The organism is Roseovarius sp. S88, assembly GCF_037023735.1.
In the GTDB taxonomy this organism is placed as follows: Bacteria; Pseudomonadota; Alphaproteobacteria; order Rhodobacterales; family Rhodobacteraceae; genus Roseovarius; species Roseovarius phycicola.
In genome coordinates this window covers 610,885-627,115 of record NZ_CP146069.1, presented here as the reverse complement: position 1 = coordinate 627,115, position 16,231 = coordinate 610,885, and the positions used below count along the sequence as shown (strand labels likewise).

The 16,231-nt window shown below is 57.7% G+C and carries 19 protein-coding genes; 9 read left to right on the top strand and 10 right to left on the bottom strand.

The features are described from left to right. Positions 1-29 precede the first annotated feature (29 nt). The 5 genes from RZ517_RS03130 to pyk all read right to left on the bottom strand — a co-directional run bounded on the left by RZ517_RS03130 (position 30) and on the right by pyk (position 2,802). Positions 30-161 (bottom strand): hypothetical protein, encoded by a 132-nt coding sequence (locus tag RZ517_RS03130; protein ID WP_338550027.1) that lies wholly within the window; start codon positions 159-161, stop codon positions 30-32. 184 nt (positions 162-345) lie between these two features. Beyond that, positions 346-711: a 50S ribosomal protein L20 gene (rplT, locus tag RZ517_RS03125; RefSeq protein WP_338550026.1), complete on the bottom strand. Its 366-nt coding sequence runs from the start codon at positions 709-711 to the stop codon at positions 346-348. Positions 712-723: 12 nt separating this feature from the next. Then, positions 724-924 carry a 50S ribosomal protein L35 gene (gene rpmI, locus RZ517_RS03120; protein WP_338550025.1) on the bottom strand — a complete coding sequence of 67 codons (201 nt, stop codon included), beginning with the start codon at positions 922-924 and terminating at the stop codon, positions 724-726. 162 nt (positions 925-1,086) lie between these two features. After that, positions 1,087-1,311: a hypothetical protein gene (locus RZ517_RS03115; protein WP_338550024.1), complete on the bottom strand. Its 225-nt coding sequence runs from the start codon at positions 1,309-1,311 to the stop codon at positions 1,087-1,089. 45 nt (positions 1,312-1,356) lie between these two features. After that, entirely contained in the window at positions 1,357-2,802 is a 1,446-nt protein-coding gene (gene pyk, locus RZ517_RS03110) for a pyruvate kinase (RefSeq protein WP_338550023.1), read from the bottom strand. Between the two features lie 124 nt (positions 2,803-2,926). On the opposite strand from pyk, the gene RZ517_RS03105 reads away from it, so the two are divergent. The 5 genes from RZ517_RS03105 to RZ517_RS03085 all read left to right on the top strand — a co-directional run bounded on the left by RZ517_RS03105 (position 2,927) and on the right by RZ517_RS03085 (position 6,113). Then, entirely contained in the window at positions 2,927-3,667 is a 741-nt protein-coding gene (locus tag RZ517_RS03105; RefSeq protein ID WP_338550022.1) for an N-formylglutamate amidohydrolase, read from the top strand. A 72-nt stretch (positions 3,668-3,739) separates the two neighbouring features. Beyond that, positions 3,740-4,081 carry a 5-carboxymethyl-2-hydroxymuconate isomerase gene (locus RZ517_RS03100; RefSeq protein ID WP_338550021.1) on the top strand — a complete coding sequence of 114 codons (342 nt, stop codon included), beginning with the start codon at positions 3,740-3,742 and terminating at the stop codon, positions 4,079-4,081. 18 nt (positions 4,082-4,099) lie between these two features. Then, a complete protein-coding gene (locus RZ517_RS03095) occupies positions 4,100-4,414 on the top strand; it encodes a DUF1244 domain-containing protein (RefSeq protein WP_338550020.1) in 315 nt (104 codons plus the stop codon). Between the two features lie 3 nt (positions 4,415-4,417). Continuing rightward, positions 4,418-5,590 carry an aminotransferase class V-fold PLP-dependent enzyme gene (locus tag RZ517_RS03090; protein WP_338550019.1) on the top strand — a complete coding sequence of 391 codons (1,173 nt, stop codon included), beginning with the start codon at positions 4,418-4,420 and terminating at the stop codon, positions 5,588-5,590. Between the two features lie 64 nt (positions 5,591-5,654). Next, entirely contained in the window at positions 5,655-6,113 is a 459-nt protein-coding gene (locus RZ517_RS03085) for a CYTH domain-containing protein (RefSeq protein WP_338550018.1), read from the top strand. Between the two features lie 65 nt (positions 6,114-6,178). Here RZ517_RS03085 and RZ517_RS03080 read toward each other — a convergent pair whose 3' ends face one another. From RZ517_RS03080 to dgcN, 5 genes are all read right to left on the bottom strand, one after another. Continuing rightward, positions 6,179-6,958, bottom strand: a complete 780-nt coding sequence (locus RZ517_RS03080; protein ID WP_338550017.1) for an alpha/beta fold hydrolase — start codon at positions 6,956-6,958, stop codon at positions 6,179-6,181. Then, complete coding sequence (locus RZ517_RS03075) at positions 6,955-7,983, bottom strand: LLM class flavin-dependent oxidoreductase (protein WP_338550016.1); 1,029 nt, start codon at positions 7,981-7,983, stop codon at positions 6,955-6,957. Before RZ517_RS03075 ends, RZ517_RS03080 begins: the two co-directional genes overlap by 4 nt. Before the next feature lie 57 nt (positions 7,984-8,040). Next, positions 8,041-8,898 carry a D-amino-acid transaminase gene (locus RZ517_RS03070; RefSeq protein ID WP_338550015.1) on the bottom strand — a complete coding sequence of 286 codons (858 nt, stop codon included), beginning with the start codon at positions 8,896-8,898 and terminating at the stop codon, positions 8,041-8,043. 4 nt (positions 8,899-8,902) lie between these two features. Continuing rightward, positions 8,903-9,868, bottom strand: coding sequence for an N-acetyl-D-Glu racemase DgcA (gene dgcA / locus RZ517_RS03065; RefSeq protein WP_338550014.1), 966 nt, complete (start codon positions 9,866-9,868; stop codon positions 8,903-8,905). Between the two features lie 73 nt (positions 9,869-9,941). Next, positions 9,942-10,943, bottom strand: a complete 1,002-nt coding sequence (gene dgcN / locus RZ517_RS03060) for an N-acetyltransferase DgcN (RefSeq protein WP_338550013.1) — start codon at positions 10,941-10,943, stop codon at positions 9,942-9,944. A 258-nt stretch (positions 10,944-11,201) separates the two neighbouring features. Between dgcN and RZ517_RS03055 the strand changes: the two genes are divergently transcribed. The 4 genes from RZ517_RS03055 to RZ517_RS03040 all read left to right on the top strand — a co-directional run bounded on the left by RZ517_RS03055 (position 11,202) and on the right by RZ517_RS03040 (position 16,197). Then, complete coding sequence (locus RZ517_RS03055) at positions 11,202-12,161, top strand: HpcH/HpaI aldolase/citrate lyase family protein (protein WP_338550012.1); 960 nt, start codon at positions 11,202-11,204, stop codon at positions 12,159-12,161. Positions 12,162-12,307: 146 nt separating this feature from the next. Beyond that, on the top strand, positions 12,308-12,784 hold the full coding sequence (locus tag RZ517_RS03050) for a DUF302 domain-containing protein (RefSeq protein WP_338550011.1): 477 nt from the start codon (positions 12,308-12,310) through the stop codon (positions 12,782-12,784). Positions 12,785-12,875: 91 nt separating this feature from the next. Beyond that, positions 12,876-14,498: a thiamine pyrophosphate-binding protein gene (locus RZ517_RS03045; RefSeq protein ID WP_338550010.1), complete on the top strand. Its 1,623-nt coding sequence runs from the start codon at positions 12,876-12,878 to the stop codon at positions 14,496-14,498. 331 nt (positions 14,499-14,829) lie between these two features. Beyond that, positions 14,830-16,197: a tetratricopeptide repeat protein gene (locus tag RZ517_RS03040; protein WP_338550009.1), complete on the top strand. Its 1,368-nt coding sequence runs from the start codon at positions 14,830-14,832 to the stop codon at positions 16,195-16,197. Positions 16,198-16,231: the final 34 nt, after the last annotated feature.

Genomic DNA, 16,231 nt, shown 5'->3' with positions numbered 1-16,231 from the left:
GTCCGTGACGCCAGAGAGGAGTTAGCAGGTCAAGCGTTGGCCGGAGCCGCCTCTTTTGCCTGGCGATTTTCGACCTCACGGTCATGTGCTGCCAAAAGGCGCAGGGCCTTTTCACTCAGCTTGCCCTCTTCGCGGTCAGTTTGAACGATAGTTCTAACCATTTTTTCGCACCCATTTGCTTGCTCGACGCTCTGTTTTCCGAGCGCAAATTAACCATTGGCACGCAAATGCGATGAAAATGGGGCAGCATTTTGGATTCTGTGAACTGGGTTAAAACCCGATCAAAGCAAAAACGCCGTTGGCGTTAACCAACGGCGTCTTCATTGTCCCTCGTGCGACTGGCGTTTATTGGGCCAGAGCACCTTTTGCCTGATCTACAATGGCCGCAAAGGCCGCTGGTTCATGCACGGCCAAATCAGCCAGAACCTTGCGGTCCACTTCGACACCGGCCAGCGTAAGGCCGTTGATAAAGCGGCTGTATGTCAGTGCTTCGTCATGGGCGCGCACGGCGGCGTTGATCCGCTGGATCCACAATGCGCGGAAATTCCGTTTGCGGTTCTTGCGGTCGCGTGTCGCATATTGATTGGCTTTGTCGACGGCCTGACGTGCCACCTTGAAGGTGTTCTTACGACGGCCGTAATAGCCTTTGGCGGCCTTGACGACTTTCTTGTGACGGGCGTGGGTGACGGTTCCACCTTTAACTCTCGACATGTCTCAAACTCCTCAGCGCGAATAGGGCATCATGGGCCTGATGATCTTGGCGTCTGCCTCGCTCATCACTGTGGTGCCACGTGCGTTGCGGATAAACTTGTTTGTGCGTTTGATCATGCCGTGGCGCTTGCCCGCTTGCGCGGTCTTGATCTTGCCATTGGCCGTCACCTTGAACCGCTTTTTGCAGCTCGACTTGGTCTTCATCTTGGGCATTTCCGGCTCCTTCAAAGGTCGGTCATCATTTACGCGACTCGGCATGCCACATTGGCCGGACGCGCGACTGAGCGTGCCGTATAGGCCGCGTTGGCACACATGGCAAGAGGGATTCAAATTGAATACGGTCGCGACGGCCTTAGACCCGCACAAAAGGCACCATCACGTCAGGTATTTCGCAACCACTTCCACAAATGTATCTGGAATACCCCAGAATGAGTAGCGTCCCGGATTCTCGCGGACCGCCCACAAGATCATAATGCCTGCCAAAATAACCGTGAAGGCCGCCACGCGCGGCGCGCGTCTTTCTGAAAAAGCCGAAAACATCGCCGGCAGGGAAAAGACCCCCAACACAACGCCGAGGGTAAAAATCAGGTCGGGATCCACTTTGCTGAACCTCCTTATCTACTCGATAAGGTAGTATAGCGCAGTTTACTCAGGGTCAGATGAATAAATTAAGCTTTCTTCACAAGGGGCTACGCGCAAGATGTTTGTTGTACCCGGTACGTTGAAAGGTACACCGGCCGTCACGACGATCTGATCGTTTTCTTCCGCATAGCCCAGATTGCGCGCGGCTTTGGCCGCATTAACCACCGCCATTTTGAACCGCGTGAGTTGTGGGGTCATGACGCAATTCACGCCCCAGGTCAGTGCGAGACGACGCGCCGTGTCACGCATATTGGTCATGCCGATGATCGGCACGCGCGGGCGTTCTCGGGCAGTCAGAAGTGCAGTTGTCCCGGATTGGGTGAAACAGCAGATTACCTTGATATCGGTTGTCTCCGCAATCTCACGAGCTGCGGCGACAATGCCATCCGCGACAGACATGCGTTCGGCCCGGCGCGAGGCTTCGATCACTTCGCGATAGGTCGGATCGCTTTCAACCTCACGTGCCACGTTGTCCATCGTTGTGACGGCCTCAACCGGATAGTCACCGGCGGCTGATTCCGCCGAAAGCATGATCGCATCGGCGCCTTCGTAGATCGCCGTTGCCACATCCGAGACCTCGGCACGCGTCGGCATTGGGCTTTCGATCATGGATTCCAGCATTTGCGTCGCAACGATCACGGGCTTGGCCGCCGCACGACACTTGCGCACCATGCGCTTTTGCAAAGGCGGGACGTTCTGAACAGGCAGTTCAACACCCAGGTCGCCGCGCGCGACCATGATGCCGTCGACTTCTTCGAGAATGGCGTCAAAATCTGTGACCGCCGCTGGCTTTTCAATCTTCACCATGATGGCCGCCCGGTCACGCACCAGTGCGCTGGCCTCGATCACGTCCCGTGGCCGCTGTACAAAGCTGAGCGCGAGCCAATCGACACCCAAAGAACAGGCAAATTCCAGGTCTTCGCGATCCTTGTCTGTCAAAGCGGCCAGAGGCAGGACCACATCAGGCACATTGACGCCCTTGCGGTCGGAAATCGTGCCTCCCGTGATCACCTCGGTATCTGCAAAGTCGGGTCCACAGGATTTGACCTTTAACCGGATTTTGCCGTCGTTCACCAGCAACGCAGCACCAGATTCCAGCGCCTGAAAAATCTCGGGATGCGGCAGGTTTACGCGGTCAACCGTGCCGAGTTTGTCATCCAGATCCATGCGGAACGACGCGCCTTCGACCAACTCTTCTTCGCCATTGGCAAACTCGCCCACGCGCAGTTTTGGCCCTTGAAGATCCGCAAGAATGGCAATCGGACTGTCCAGATCGGCCTCAAGCTTGCGGATGATCTCGTGCTTTTCGCGGATCGAGTCATGTGTGCCATGGCTCATATTAAGCCGAAACACATCTGCGCCGGCTTCATGCAGTGCCTTGATGGTCTCATAGGTTTCCGAGGCTGGCCCCAGCGTGGCCACGATTTTCACGTTACGGTGGCGTCTCATGTGTTTCCTGTCCCAGTGCGCGGGTCTCTATATGTCGTTATCGCTAACAATGTCACGTCATTTTTGTGCAATTCCCTTTCCTTCGCTTCTGGTCTAGAGCGTCGGTCAGAGGCACAACACCACGATGACGTATCACCCATATTACATCACCGGAGAAGAGCGCGCATCGCGCTGGCTCGTGACCTGCGATCATGCCACCAACACCGTACCCAGCTTTGTTGGCGATGGCACACTGGGTCTCTCGGCCGTGGATATGAGTCGCCATATTGCCTTTGATCCCGGTGCCGCTGGCGTGTCGCTTGCGCTAGCCGAGGCGCTTGGCGCGCCTTGCATCACGTCGAATTTCTCGCGTCTGGTCATTGATCCCAACCGGGGCGAAGACGATCCAACCTTGGTGATGAAGCTTTATGATGGCACGATCATCCCCGCAAACCGGCATATCGACGAGACCGAGCTGAACCTGCGGCTCAATCGGTGTTACCGCCCCTATCATACAGCTCTGGCCGAGCTGGCAGCACGTCAGGACGACACGATCATCGTCGCTGTTCATAGCTTCACCCGTCAGCTTCGCGGCCAACACCCCCGACCCTGGCATGTGGGTGTTCTATTTGCTGCTGACACACGCCTCACTGATCCTCTGATCGCCCAGCTGGAGGCCGAGCCAGATATCTGTGTAGGGGCCAACGAGCCCTATTCGGGTCACCTGCCCGGCGATGCGATTGCCCGGCACGCGATTGCATTTCAGCGGCCCAACGCGCTTCTGGAGTTGCGCAATGATCTCATTGAAAGGCCCGAGGATCAGGGCGCCTGGGCCAACCGGCTTGCACCGATGCTGGAAGCGGCGGCGGAACGTGCCGGTCTTTAGTCAGGCAGCACAAGCAGATTTCGGTTGCGTACAGAGGTGGGTTTGCCCCTAATCGCGCGAGGAGAAACAGCCATGCCACATATCATTATTGAACATTCCAAAGGGCTGGAAGACAGCCACGATCTCCAGGCGCTTTGCGATGACTTGTGGGACAAGTTTGCGGCGCATCCTGCGATTACCGCCCCTGACACCGTGCGCACACGCACGATTGCCGCCAATGCCAGCCGCATCGGGGTAGAGCCGCAGAGCTTTGCCCATGCCACGCTTTTACTCTTGCCCGGGCGCAGCGATGAGGTGCGCATGGAGCTGGCGCAGCTTATTCTGAGCACGTTGGAGGCGCATCTGGCGGATGTCGGAAGCCTAACGGTGCGTTTGGATGACATTCAGCAGCCCTATATCAAGCGTATGCTTTAAGTGAAGGAGATGACCGACATGGACGACCAGACCCGCATCGAACTTGAGGCCGCTGCCTTTCGCACCCTGCGCGCGCACCTCATGGAAAAGCGCACGGATGTGCAGAATATCGACATGATGAACCTCGCCGGGTTCTGCAGGAATTGTCTGAGCCGCTGGTATCAGGAAGCGGCAAACGAGCGTGGCATTGAGATGTCAAAAGACGAGGCGCGCGAGACCTTTTACGGAATGACCATGGAGGAGTGGAAAACCAATTACCAGACCGAGGCCACCGGGGATCAGAAACAGGCCTTTGACAAGGCGTTTGCCGAGAACGTTGGCAAGAAGGACTAGCGCATGACCCTCGATATCGCCCGCCTGCGCGCCGACACGCCGGCCTGTGAGGACGTGCTGCATTTCAACAATGCCGGTGCGGGGCTGATGCCTCTGCCGGTACAGGATGCGCTGATTGGGCATCTGGAGCTTGAGGCGCGGATTGGCGGGTATGAGGCGCATGATGCCGCGAAAGAGGCGTGTGCTGCGTTTTATGCGCAGATGGCCGGTCTGCTGAATGCCAAGCCAGGCGAGATTGCCTTCATTGAGAATGCCACGCGCGCCTGGGACATGGCGTTTTTCAGCCTGCCGCTGGAACCCGGCGATCGCATTCTGACGCACGCATCGGAATATGTATCGAACTATCTGGGCCTTATGCTGCAGGCCAAGCGGCGGGGGCTTGAGATTGACCTTATCCCGTCGGATGCCAGTGGTCAGGTGGATGTGGATGCGATTGCGGGGCTTATTGGGCCCAAGACGCGGCTTATTGCGCTGACGCATGTGCCGACGCAGGGCGGGTTGGTGAACCCGGCCGAAGAGGTGGGCAAGATTGCAAAGGCGCATGGGCTCTACTACCTGCTCGATGCGTGTCAGTCGGCGGGGCAGATTGATCTGGATGTGGAAAAGCTGGGCTGTGACATGCTTTCGGGCACGGGGCGCAAATACCTGCGCGGGCCGCGCGGCACAGGGTTTCTTTATGTGCGTGAAGGGCTGATTGCGGAGCTTGAGCCGCCGTTCATTGATCTCTTCTCGGCTACCTGGACGAGTGCGGATACCTATGAGCTGGCCCCAGATGCGCTGCGCTTTGAAAACTGGGAACGGTTTGTGGCGGGGCAGATTGGGTTGGGCGCGGCGGTAAAGTATGCCCGGTCTGTGGGCCTGCCTGCGATCGAGACCCGCGTGACGGAGCTGGGTGCGCTCTTGCGCGACCAATTGGCAGAAGTCCCGGGTGTCACCGTGCAGGACCTTGGCACCCGCAAATGCGGGATCGTGACGTTTACCAAGGACGGCATGACGCCGCAGAAGATCACCGCCAAGCTGCACGCGCAGGGCATGAATATCTCGGTCTCAAACCGCACCAGCGCACAGCTTGATCTGGGTCCGCGTGGGATTGACTACCTCGCCCGCGCTTCGGTGCATTACTATAACACCGAGGATGAGATTGCGCGGTTTGTGGAGGCTGTGGCGGAGGTTTAAAGAACGGCAGCCTCGTAAAAACTTGAGACTCAAGTATCACCCTAGCGCATGTGTAAGGAGAAATATGGCGAAAGAAATTGAAAGAAAAGTTCTCGTTAACTCGAGACATCCAACCTTCTCGAAACTTATGGAAACCAATTACTCCAAAATCAGACAGGGAAATATCATGTCTTCCCCAACGGGTGTTGTAAGGGTGAGGGTCGAGGACGGTTTCGCATCGCTTGCAATAAAAGGGGTTACTACAGGGATATCCCGAAACGAGTATGAATACGAAATTCCGATACCAGATGCTGAGCAGTTGCTTGCTGACATGTGCTCAAAAGTTATTGAGAAAAACCGATACCTGTATCCTCTTAGAGATGGACTTGTAGCCGAGGTCGATGTTTTTCCTCAAATTGATCTTTGCATAGCGGAAGTAGAACTTCCTTCAGAAGAAACTGAGTTTGAAAAACCCGAGTGGTTCACAGAAGAAGTCAGCCATGACCCCCAATACTTTAACAACAACATAGCCAAAAGAATTTAGTCGCAGTAGGGCGGGGTTTCACCCCGCCAATCCGCCGCTCGAAAATGCCGGGATGAAATCCCGGCCTACGCCTCCAACCTCTGCACAAACTCCACGATGTGCCGCGCGACAACATCGCCTGCTTCGAGCAGCAACGAATGCTTGTATCCCTCCAAAATCACCAGCATTGAATGCGGCAGGGCCGCGTCGATTAACCGGTTCAGGCGCGGGTTGCAGCCGCCGTCGTTTTCTCCCGTCAGCACCAGAGAGGGCGCCATCACCTCGTGCAGCCAGGGGGACATTTCGGTACCCGCATAGATGCGGAAGACATTGAGGAAAACCTCTGCATTTGTGCCGATCACTTGCGCCAGACGGCGTTCTACCACATCGCCGTGCTCCGCGATAAACCCGTCAGTGAACCAGCGGTCCGTCAGGGTGCCCAGAACCTGCGGGATGCCCTTTTCCTCCATGGCCTTGACCACAGCCCAGACCTTGGTGCAGTCATCCTGGGTGCGGAAAGCTGCGGTGGAGAATAGTCCCAAAGACAAGACGCGCTCAGGAAACCGCCGCGCATAGGCCGGGCCAATCATGCCGCCCAGCGAGTGGCCGGCGAAATGCGCTGTCTCAAACCCGGTGCGTTCGCGGACGCGTTCGAGGTCATTCACCAGTTCGTCGAGGCCAAATTCGCCCTTTGGCAAAGGCGAGGCCCCGTGTCCGCGCAGATCATAGGTCACAACGGTGAAATGCGGCGTCAGAACCGGCAGCGCCTTGCGCCAAGTGTCCCGTGCCGCGCCAATGCCGTGGATGAGAAAGAGCGGCGGGCCTGCGCCCTCAACGCTGAATTCGCAGTCGATCACGTCCGTCATTCTGCGGCCACCTGTGCTTCAAAGGCGGGCATGACCTCTTCGGCAAACATCTGGATCGTGTCCAATGTGTCCTGGGCTGCCAGCCCGAAATTCACGTTGAGGATAACCCGGTCCACACCCAGTTCGGCATAGGGAGCGAGCTTGTCGATCATCTCTTGCGGGGTGCAAATCAGCAGGCTCTCGCCCAGCTCGTCCATCGGCGTGGCGCAGGGCAGTTCCTCGATCATGCCGTTCTGCACTGTGCCCGGCCCGGTGAAGACATTGTCAAAACGGCCGTAATAGTGGTGTGCCGCTTCAATCTTGCGCTGCTTCTCTATCTCATTCGGCGCCAGATGCGCCACGCGGGAGAGGCTGAGCGTCAGCCCGGTGCCCTGCGCCCCCATCTCCTCCTTGGCTCGGGTGAAGGCGCTCACCTGATCGATCAAAAGCTGATGATTGCCGGAAAGTGGCGTCGTCTGGATATGAAAACCGCGCTTGGTGCAGTGATAGATGCCTTCGGGGTTCATCACGGCCATCATCATCTGAATGGGGCGCACCGGGCGCGGCATGATGGTGAGTGGATCAAACTGATAGTATTCGCCGTTCCAACTCACCTCTTCCTCGGTCAAAAGCGCCTGCAGCACGTCGAGCGATTCATCGAACCGGGCGCGGGTTTCGTCCATCGGCACGCCCAAACGCTCCATCTCATAGCGGAACGCGCCCCGGCCAACACCCAGCATCAGTCGCCCTTCGGTGAAGATATCGGCGACCACCACTTCGCCCGCATAGGACCGCATGTCATGCAGGGGCAGGACGACGACCGAAGTCATGATCCGGATCCGCTGAGTTTGCCCGGCGATGTGTACCGCAAACTGCAAGGGGGCGGGCATCATCAGGCAATTCATCAGGTGATGTTCAGTCAGCGAGACCGCATCAAAGCCCAGCCTGTCGGCCAGCTGTGCCTGATCGAGCATGTCGGCATAGACCCGGTCACCGCCGTAGGTTTTATTCGGGTAATCCGCCGATAACTGAATACTGAATTTCATCGCACCTCTCCCTCGCAGCGTTCACTCTGCCACAGGAGAGAATTCTGGCAACAGTTTTCAGATCGCGACTTTCAGGCTTTCTTCCAGGTAAATCTCGCGCAACCGTGTCACCAGAGTGCCCGGCGCGCCGCTGCCAATGGAGGCACCGTCAATCTCGACCACGGGCATCACAAATGCGCTGGCCGAGGTGACAAAGGCCTCATCGGCGTCCTTGGCTTCTTCAATGGTAAAGTTGCGCTCTTCCACCTGCATCTGTGCCTCTTCGGCAAAGCGCAACACGGCGGCCCGGGTGATGCCATGCAGAATGTCATTGGACAAAGCACGCGTGATGATCTTGTTGCCCTTGACGATGTAAGCGTTGTTCGATGTGCCCTCGGTCACATGGCCGTCCTGCACCATCCAGGCATCATCGCACCCGGCTTTCTTGGCCATCATCTTGCCCATCGAGGGATAGAGAAGCTGCGTTGTCTTGATGTCGCGACGGCCCCAGCGGAGGTCTTCGATGCTGGCGATCTTGAGGCCCTGCTTGGCAACCGGGCTGTCGGCGAGGCCGGGCTTGTTTTGGGTGAACAGAACCACCGTTGGCGGCGTGTCGCGATCCGGGAAGGCAAAGTCCCGGTCGCCCGGCGCGCCGCGGGTGATTTGTAGGTAAACCAGACCGTCGGTGATCTCATTTGCGCGCACCAGTTCACGGTGGATGTCCAGAAGATCATCCATCACTGAGGGATGCGGCATATCCAGTTCATCCAGGGACCGCTCCAGCCGCGCGCGGTGACCGTCAAAGTCAATCAACTTGCCGCCCAAGACGGACGTCACCTCATAGACCCCATCGCCCATAAGAAAGGCACGATCAAAGATCGACACCTTCGCCTCATCCTCGGGCAGGTAGTCTCCATTCACGTAAACGGTTCTCATGCGCTTAACCCCATAGCTTTGCCGATGGTGGATGCACCCCGGCGGTGTCAAAAATCAAAGGCGTATTCCGGTCTTCGGCCAGAAGCAGCGGGCCGTCAAGGTCAGTGACCATCGCCCCTTGTGCCACCAGGGTGGCAGGGGCCATGGCAAGGCTTGAGCCAACCATGCAGCCGACCATGACCTCATAGCCTTCGGCGCGTGCTGCATCTCTCAACGCCAGTGCCTCGGTCAGGCCACCGGTCTTGTCGAGCTTGATGTTCACCACGTCATACTTGCCCTTCAGCTTGGGCAGGCTGGCGCGGTCATGGCAGCTCTCGTCCGCGCAAACCGGCACGGGACGTTTTATAGCAATGAGCGCGTCGTCCTCTCCGGCAGGCAAAGGTTGCTCCACGAGATCAACGCCCAGACGCACCAGATGCGGCGCAAGATCGGCATAAACCGCAGCACTCCAACCTTCATTGGCATCCACGATGATGCGCGCCTTGGGGGCACCGGCGCGCACGGCCTCCAGCCGGGGCATGTCATCAGGTGTGCCCAGCTTAATCTTCAGCAAAGGGCGATGCGCGTGCTCTGCGGCCTGCGCCTGCATCTTTTCGGGTGTGTCGAGCGAGAGCGTGTAGGCGGTGATTTCTGGTCCAGGCTTTGGCAGACCAGCCAGTTCCCAGACACGACGACCTGACGCCTTCGCCTCCAGATCCCACAGCGCACAATCCACCGCATTGCGCGCAGCTCCGGCTGGCAGCAAATCATAGAGACCGGCACGGTCAAACTCCGCGGGCAGGCCTTCGATCTCTGCCGTCACGCTCTCAGGCGTTTCATCATACCGCGCATAGGGCACACATTCGCCCCATCCCGCAACGCCGTCTTTTTCGATCCGCACGGTAAGCACCTTGGCCTCAGTGCGTGAGCCGCGCGAGATGGTAAACACCTGCGCCAATTTGAAGACGTCGCGTGTCACGGAAACCTGCACGGCTCTGCCCTTTCTCTTTGCTCAAAATATCCCCGCCGGAGGCATCCGACAGGGATCATATGCACGCGGCAAGTTACAGCGCGGCCAGCGCATCCACCAGCTTGTCAGACCCAAAGCGATAGGGATCGGTCGCGGGCAACCCAAGATCGCCCTCCACCTCGGCCAGATAGGAATTGGCATCCGCTTCGCTCATATGCTGAGTGTTGACCGAAACGCCCACCACCCGACAGGCCGGGTTGGCCACCTGCGCCAGTGGCAACGCGGTATCACGCAGGCGTTCCAGGCTCGGCAGGGTGTAATCCGGCAGGCCCCGCATATGAGCGCGGGTTGGCTCATGACAGAGGATCAACGCATCAGGCTGACCTCCATGGATCAAGGCCATGGTCACGCCGGAATAGGAGACGTGGAAAAGGCTGCCCTGCCCTTCGATCAGATCCCAATGGTCGTCTTCATTGTCTGGAGTCAGGTATTCGATAGACCCCGCCATGAAATCGGCGACAACGGCATCGAGCGGCACGCCGTGCCCGGTGATCAGGATGCCCGTCTGACCGGTCGCCCGGAACGTGGCCTTCATGCCGCGCGCGACCATGTCGCGTTCCATCGCCATGGCGGTGTACATTTTGCCGACAGAGCAATCGGTGCCCACGGCGAGACAGCGTTTGCCGCTGCGTTTCACCCCATTGGCAATGGGATAACCCACAGTGGGTACGCGAACATCATGCAGCGTGCCGCCATAGGTTTGTGCAGCCGCCACCAGATCGCCCTCGTCCCGCAACAGGTTATGCAGGCCCGAGGCCAAGTCATAACCCATCTCAAGCGCCTCGATGAGCACCTCTTTCCAGGCCTGGCTGATCACGCCACCGCGGTTGGCCACACCGATAACCAACGTTTTCGCACCTGCAGCCTGGGCCTCGGCCAAGGTGAGGTCCTTCAATCCAAGATCGGCACCGCATCCGGGTAGACGAATCTGACCCAAAGCGTGATCCGGACGCCAATCGCGAATGCCAATGGCCACTTTGGCTGCCAGCATGTCAGGGGCGTCCCCAAGGAACAAAAGATACGGTGTTTCAATCATGGCGCGTCTCCCACCCAGGAATCAGTTTTGCGGCAGTTTGCTTCGAAAGCCATGCGATTTCATCGTGAATATACGGCGGTATGCTGTTTATTTCGAAAATTTATTCGAATTTTTCATCAAATATGCGGATAAAATTCGAAGGATTAATCCCAAACTGATGGAAAGCGCCAAATGTCCACAGCGTCTTGCGCGCCTGCACGCAATTTTATAGCTGTCGCGCAGCGCCTTTCGGCAAGATTTAAACAAAGAGGTCTCAAAATGAGTTTTCGTCCACAACCGCCTGCACCGCCCCGTCCCAATCGCTGTCAGCTGTTTGGTCCGGCATCCAACCCCGCCCTGTTTGAGAAAATGGCAGCGTCCAAGGCAGACGTGATCAACCTGGACCTCGAAGATGCGGTTGCGCCTTCGGACAAGGATATCGCCCGCAAAAATGCCATTGAAGCGATCAATGACATCGACTGGGGCAACAAAACCCTCAGCGTGCGGATCAACGGGCTGGATACCCAATACTGGTACAAAGACGTTGTCGATCTGCTGGAACAGACCAATGGTCGCCTCGACATGATCATGATCCCCAAAGCTGGATCGGGTGATGACATCTATGCCGTTGACGCTCTGGTCAGCTCAATTGAGATCGCGATGGGCCACAAGAAACGCCTTGCGTTCGAGTGCATCATCGAAACCGCCATGGGCATCGCGCATGTCGAAGACATCGCCAAGGGTAGCCCGCGCATGCAGGCGATGAGCCTCGGTGCGGCGGATTTCGCGGCCTATATGGGCATGCAGACCACCGGCATCGGCGGCACGCAGGAAAACTATTACATGCACCGCAATGGTGAGAACTACTGGGGCGACCCATGGCACTGGGCCACCGCCAATATCGTCGCGGCCTGTAGGACGCACGGTCTTTTACCGGTGGACGGGCCTTTCGGTGATTTCTCTGATCCTGAGGGCTTCAAGGCGCAGGCGCTGCGTTCGCTGACGCTGGGTATGGTGGGCAAATGGGCCATTCACCCAAATCAGGTAGACGCGTGTAATGCGATTTTCACGCCGTCCGAGGAGTCGGTCAATGAGGCGCGTGAAATCCTCGCCGCCATGGAAGACGCCAAAGCCAAGGGTCTTGGAGCCACCACGTACAAAGGCCGCCTGATTGATATTGCCTCGATCAAGCAAGCTGAAGTCATCGTGAAATCGGCGGAGATGATCGCGAAGGGCTAATCGATCCCGGCAAACCATAAAAAAGGCCCCAATTTGGGGCCTTTTTTCGTTTCGTATGGGCGATTTAGCGCCATACAACGAAACGTGACCTCAACAGGTGGCTAAATCACGTATTAGACCTCAAACACGTGTTTCGGGGGACGACTATGCTTTCCAAATTGATGATGTCATGTCTGCTTGTCATGCTTTTTGCCGGGCGTGCCCTTGCCGCAGATATGTCAGCGCAAACCGGGTTCGAGGTATTTCCGACGTCCAAGGCTTATGGCGATCTGGTGAGCGACACACGCGCGGCGGTGAAGTCAAACGGGCTTATCGTCGTCACGCAGGCCGGGCCAACCAAGGCTGCTGCAAGCCGTGGCATCAAGATCCCGGGCAATCTGGTCATCGGGGCGTTTAACAACGACTTTGCGGTCAAGGTTCTCGCAACATCGACCGCTGCGATGATCGAAGCACCAATCCGGCTCTATGTCACGGAGAACGAAGATGGCACCGCGACCCTCTCTTACAAGCGGCCCGGCTTTGTTTTTGCCCCCTATCTCGAAGACGGTGGCGACACTCTGACACGTCTTGCGACTGAGCTGGACGCAATCTTTGCCAGTATTGCGGCTGAGGCTACACAATAGGGCTACTTGCGGATAACAGTGGCGTGAAGAGACTTGCCTCTAACCACATTCCCAGCAATGTCGGGACAAACAGACTGTCCGAGGACTTTGCATGACCACGAAGACCAAACGCGCCGCCGATGTCTTGGCCGAGCGGCTCTACGATGCGGGCTGTCGCCACGCGTTCGGGATGCCGGGCGGTGAAGTGCTGACGTTGGTGGATGCGCTGGAAAAGGCAGGCATCGCCTTCCACCTGATCAAACACGAAAACGCCGGTGGCTTTATGGCCGAGGGCGTCCATCACCGCGACGGAGCCCCGGCCATCCTGGTGGCCACGGTCGGCCCCGGAGCAATGAACGGCGTCAACGTTATCGCGAATGCCGAGCAGGACCGCGTGCCGATGATCGTGTTGACGGGCTGTGTCGATGCAGATGAAGCGTTGACCTATACGCATCAGGTGCTGGACCACCAACAGGTGCTGCGCCCGATCACCAAGGAGAGCTTTCGCCTTACCGCCGCAGGGGCTGGCATTATCGCTGACAAAGCTGTGGCGATTGCGACCGAACCGCGCTGTGGTCCGGTGCATATCGATGTTCCGATCAGCGTGGCAGATGCGCCCGCGCCAAACGATATCGCACGTCCTTACCGTCCTACGGCCAGCAGAGTTGCGCCGAGCGGCGGCGGTGCTGCCAAAGCACGTGAGGCATTGGCCAAAACTAACCGGCCCATCGCCATTGTGGGCCTGGATGTGCTCTACGAAGACGCGCAAACCGTGCTGCGTGCCTTTTTGGAACAGTTCAACATCCCATTCATCACCACCTACAAGGCCAAAGGCATTCTTCCAGAGGATCATCCGCTTTGTTTGGGTGGTGCGGGGCTTTCGCCATTGGCTGACAAGCATCTTCTTCCGCTCGTGGCACAGGCCGATCTGGTGTTGTGTATCGGGTACGACCCGATCGAAATGCGTGTAGGATGGCGTGACGCGTTTGATCCTTCCCGGCAGATGGTGATCGACATCGCGGCGGCACCCAACACCCACTACATGCATCAGGCAACGCTGAACTTTGTCGCCGATACCTGCGAAACGCTGGAAATGCTGGCAAACACAACACCGACCCGCGCGACCTGGCCAGGCGGCGAACCGCAGGCCGTTCAAAACGCTCTTTCCGAAGCCTTTCGAAAAGACGAAGACTGGGGTCCCGCCGGCATCATCGCCGAGACCCGCGCCGTTCTGCCAATGACGACGCTGGCCACGGCCGATAGTGGTGCGCATCGCATCCTTCTAAGCCAGATGTGGCGCTGCGACGAACCACGTGGCCTCATCCAATCCTCAGCGCTCTGCACCATGGGCTGTGCAGTCCCGATGGCCATGGGACTCAAACTCGCAGAACCGGGTCGCCCGGTCATCAGCTTTTCGGGTGATGCGGGGTTCCTAATGGTGGCTGGTGAACTTGCCACCGCGGCGGAAATGGGCGTGAACCCGATCTTTTTGGTGTTTGTGGATGCCAGCCTTGCGCTGATCGAATTGAAACAACGCCAAAGGCAGCTTGCCAATAAGGGCGTGGATTTTGCGCGGCATGATTTTGCAGCCATGGGCCGGGCTTTTGGAGGGTATGGTCACACGGTAACATCGCGCCCAGAGCTGCGCGCTGCCTTGCAAAGCGCAATGACAGCAGATCGATTCACTGTGATCGCCGCCGAAATCGAACCAGGTGGGTACGACGGTCGACTCTGATCTTCATCCTCGATATGCCTGAATCTTAGGCGCAATGCGAGATTTTGAGCACCCTTACCACAGCAGATTCAGCGCAGTTGCTGCGAATCAATTGTTGCAGTGCAGCATTATTGCCATTACCCGCACCTCGCAAAATCAAGCAAACTGTTGAACTTTCTCATGGTTTCTACTTATGCGCGTGCGTTTGTCGGCAGTTTTCCGCAACTATCATAACGAAACCTCACACATGACTTCACCAATTCGTTAGACGCGCCGATACCGTTATGCGCTCACCCTATGTCTTTGTTAATCACAGACAGCGGACCTGACCGCGACAGAAATGGAAGTAAAGATGCAGTTTGATGTTTTCGGTCAACCGACCACTTTGACAAGCCCGCGCGCACTGGACGCCTGGAACGACACGTTGTTGGCCTTTCTGGCGCATGCCGCTGTGACGCCTAAACATCTTGGCGATGTGCTTGAGGTCGAACCAGGGTTTGCTTTGGGTCACGCCGTCAAGGGTATGTTCTACATTCTGCTGGGTCGCCGCGAAGTGCTGCAGACTGCTCATGACGCATATGCAGAGGCAAAATCCTCCGCCGCCGAGGGTCACATCACCCCACGCGAGCAACGTTATGTCGAGGCGCTTGGCGTCTGGCTGGATGGCCAGCCCAGCGGTGCAATTGCTAAACTTGAAGACATCTTGCGCGACCACCCCGAAGACGCGCTTGCCATGAAGCTGAGCCATGCGATCCGCTTTGTTTTGGGCGATGCCACAGGGATGCGGGAGTCTATTGAGCGCATCATGCCAGCCTACGGTCCAGACCACAAAGGACGCGGTTATCTGCTTGGATGCCATTCTTTCGCTCTTGAGGAAACCGGGGAGTACGAAAAGGCAGAAATCGCTGGGCGTCAGGCGCTTTGGATGGCGCCCGATGATGCCTGGGGCCTGCATGCCGTTGCGCATGTGCATGACATGACGGCCAATGCCCGCAAGGGTCTGGAATGGTTGTCGGGCCGCGAAAGTGCCTGGGCGCATTGCAACAATTTCCGCTATCACGTGTGGTGGCACAAAGCGCTCATGCATCTCGACCTGGGCCAAATGGACCAAGTCCTTGACCTGTACGACACCGAAATTCGCAAGGATCAGACCGACGACTACCGCGACATTTCCAACGCCACGTCGCTCTTGATGCGGCTAGAACTCGACGGCGTGGATGTCGGACGTCGCTGGGATGAGCTGGCTGAATTGAGTGCTGCGCGCACCGAAGACGGCTGTTTGATCTTTGCCGACCTGCACTACATGCTGGCGCTGACGGGTGACCGCAAACCGGATGCCACAGCCAAAATGCTTCAGCGTATTGCACGTGACGCCAAATCGAACTGCGAAATGGGTAGCCGGATGAGCGATCCGGGTGTGGCCGCCGCCGAAGGGCTCGAAGCCTTTGGCGAAGCGCGCTACACCGAGGCTTTTCACAAACTGGCGCAAGCCCGAGGCGGGATGCAGCTCGCCGGCGGCAGCCACGCCCAGCGCGATGTGTTCGAACGCATGACAATCGACGCCGGAATTCGCGCTGGCCTCTTGGATCAGGCCGAAGCCATCCTGGATGAACGCCAGACCAAACGCGCCAGTCGTGAGGATGGATACACCGCCGCCCGCCGTACTCTGATCGCCACGGGTCGTGGAGACTACAGCGCCGCTTCTGTTCCCGCCGAGTAACGCCTAAAACGCCTGCCTACTGAAAAGAAAGACT

Excerpts from the sequence above, each read along its gene's own strand:
- rpmI (WP_338550025.1), bottom strand. The coding sequence starts at position 924 with ATGCCCAAGATGAAGACCAAGTCGAGCTGCAAAAAGCGGTTCAAGGTG.
- RZ517_RS03105 (WP_338550022.1), top strand. The coding sequence starts at position 2,927 with ATGACGTATCACCCATATTACATCACCGGAGAAGAGCGCGCATCGCGC.
- RZ517_RS03100 (WP_338550021.1), top strand. The coding sequence starts at position 3,740 with ATGCCACATATCATTATTGAACATTCCAAAGGGCTGGAAGACAGCCAC.
- pyk (WP_338550023.1), bottom strand. The coding sequence starts at position 2,802 with ATGAGACGCCACCGTAACGTGAAAATCGTGGCCACGCTGGGGCCAGCC.
- rplT (WP_338550026.1), bottom strand. The coding sequence starts at position 711 with ATGTCGAGAGTTAAAGGTGGAACCGTCACCCACGCCCGTCACAAGAAA.
- RZ517_RS03130 (WP_338550027.1), bottom strand. The coding sequence starts at position 161 with ATGGTTAGAACTATCGTTCAAACTGACCGCGAAGAGGGCAAGCTGAGT.
- RZ517_RS03050 (WP_338550011.1), top strand. The coding sequence starts at position 12,308 with ATGCTTTCCAAATTGATGATGTCATGTCTGCTTGTCATGCTTTTTGCC.
- RZ517_RS03085 (WP_338550018.1), top strand. The coding sequence starts at position 5,655 with ATGGCGAAAGAAATTGAAAGAAAAGTTCTCGTTAACTCGAGACATCCA.
- RZ517_RS03045 (WP_338550010.1), top strand. The coding sequence starts at position 12,876 with ATGACCACGAAGACCAAACGCGCCGCCGATGTCTTGGCCGAGCGGCTC.
- RZ517_RS03095 (WP_338550020.1), top strand. The coding sequence starts at position 4,100 with ATGGACGACCAGACCCGCATCGAACTTGAGGCCGCTGCCTTTCGCACC.
- RZ517_RS03075 (WP_338550016.1), bottom strand. The coding sequence starts at position 7,983 with ATGAAATTCAGTATTCAGTTATCGGCGGATTACCCGAATAAAACCTAC.
- RZ517_RS03055 (WP_338550012.1), top strand. The coding sequence starts at position 11,202 with ATGAGTTTTCGTCCACAACCGCCTGCACCGCCCCGTCCCAATCGCTGT.
- RZ517_RS03070 (WP_338550015.1), bottom strand. The coding sequence starts at position 8,898 with ATGAGAACCGTTTACGTGAATGGAGACTACCTGCCCGAGGATGAGGCG.
- RZ517_RS03040 (WP_338550009.1), top strand. The coding sequence starts at position 14,830 with ATGCAGTTTGATGTTTTCGGTCAACCGACCACTTTGACAAGCCCGCGC.
- RZ517_RS03090 (WP_338550019.1), top strand. The coding sequence starts at position 4,418 with ATGACCCTCGATATCGCCCGCCTGCGCGCCGACACGCCGGCCTGTGAG.
- dgcN (WP_338550013.1), bottom strand. The coding sequence starts at position 10,943 with ATGATTGAAACACCGTATCTTTTGTTCCTTGGGGACGCCCCTGACATG.
- RZ517_RS03080 (WP_338550017.1), bottom strand. The coding sequence starts at position 6,958 with ATGACGGACGTGATCGACTGCGAATTCAGCGTTGAGGGCGCAGGCCCG.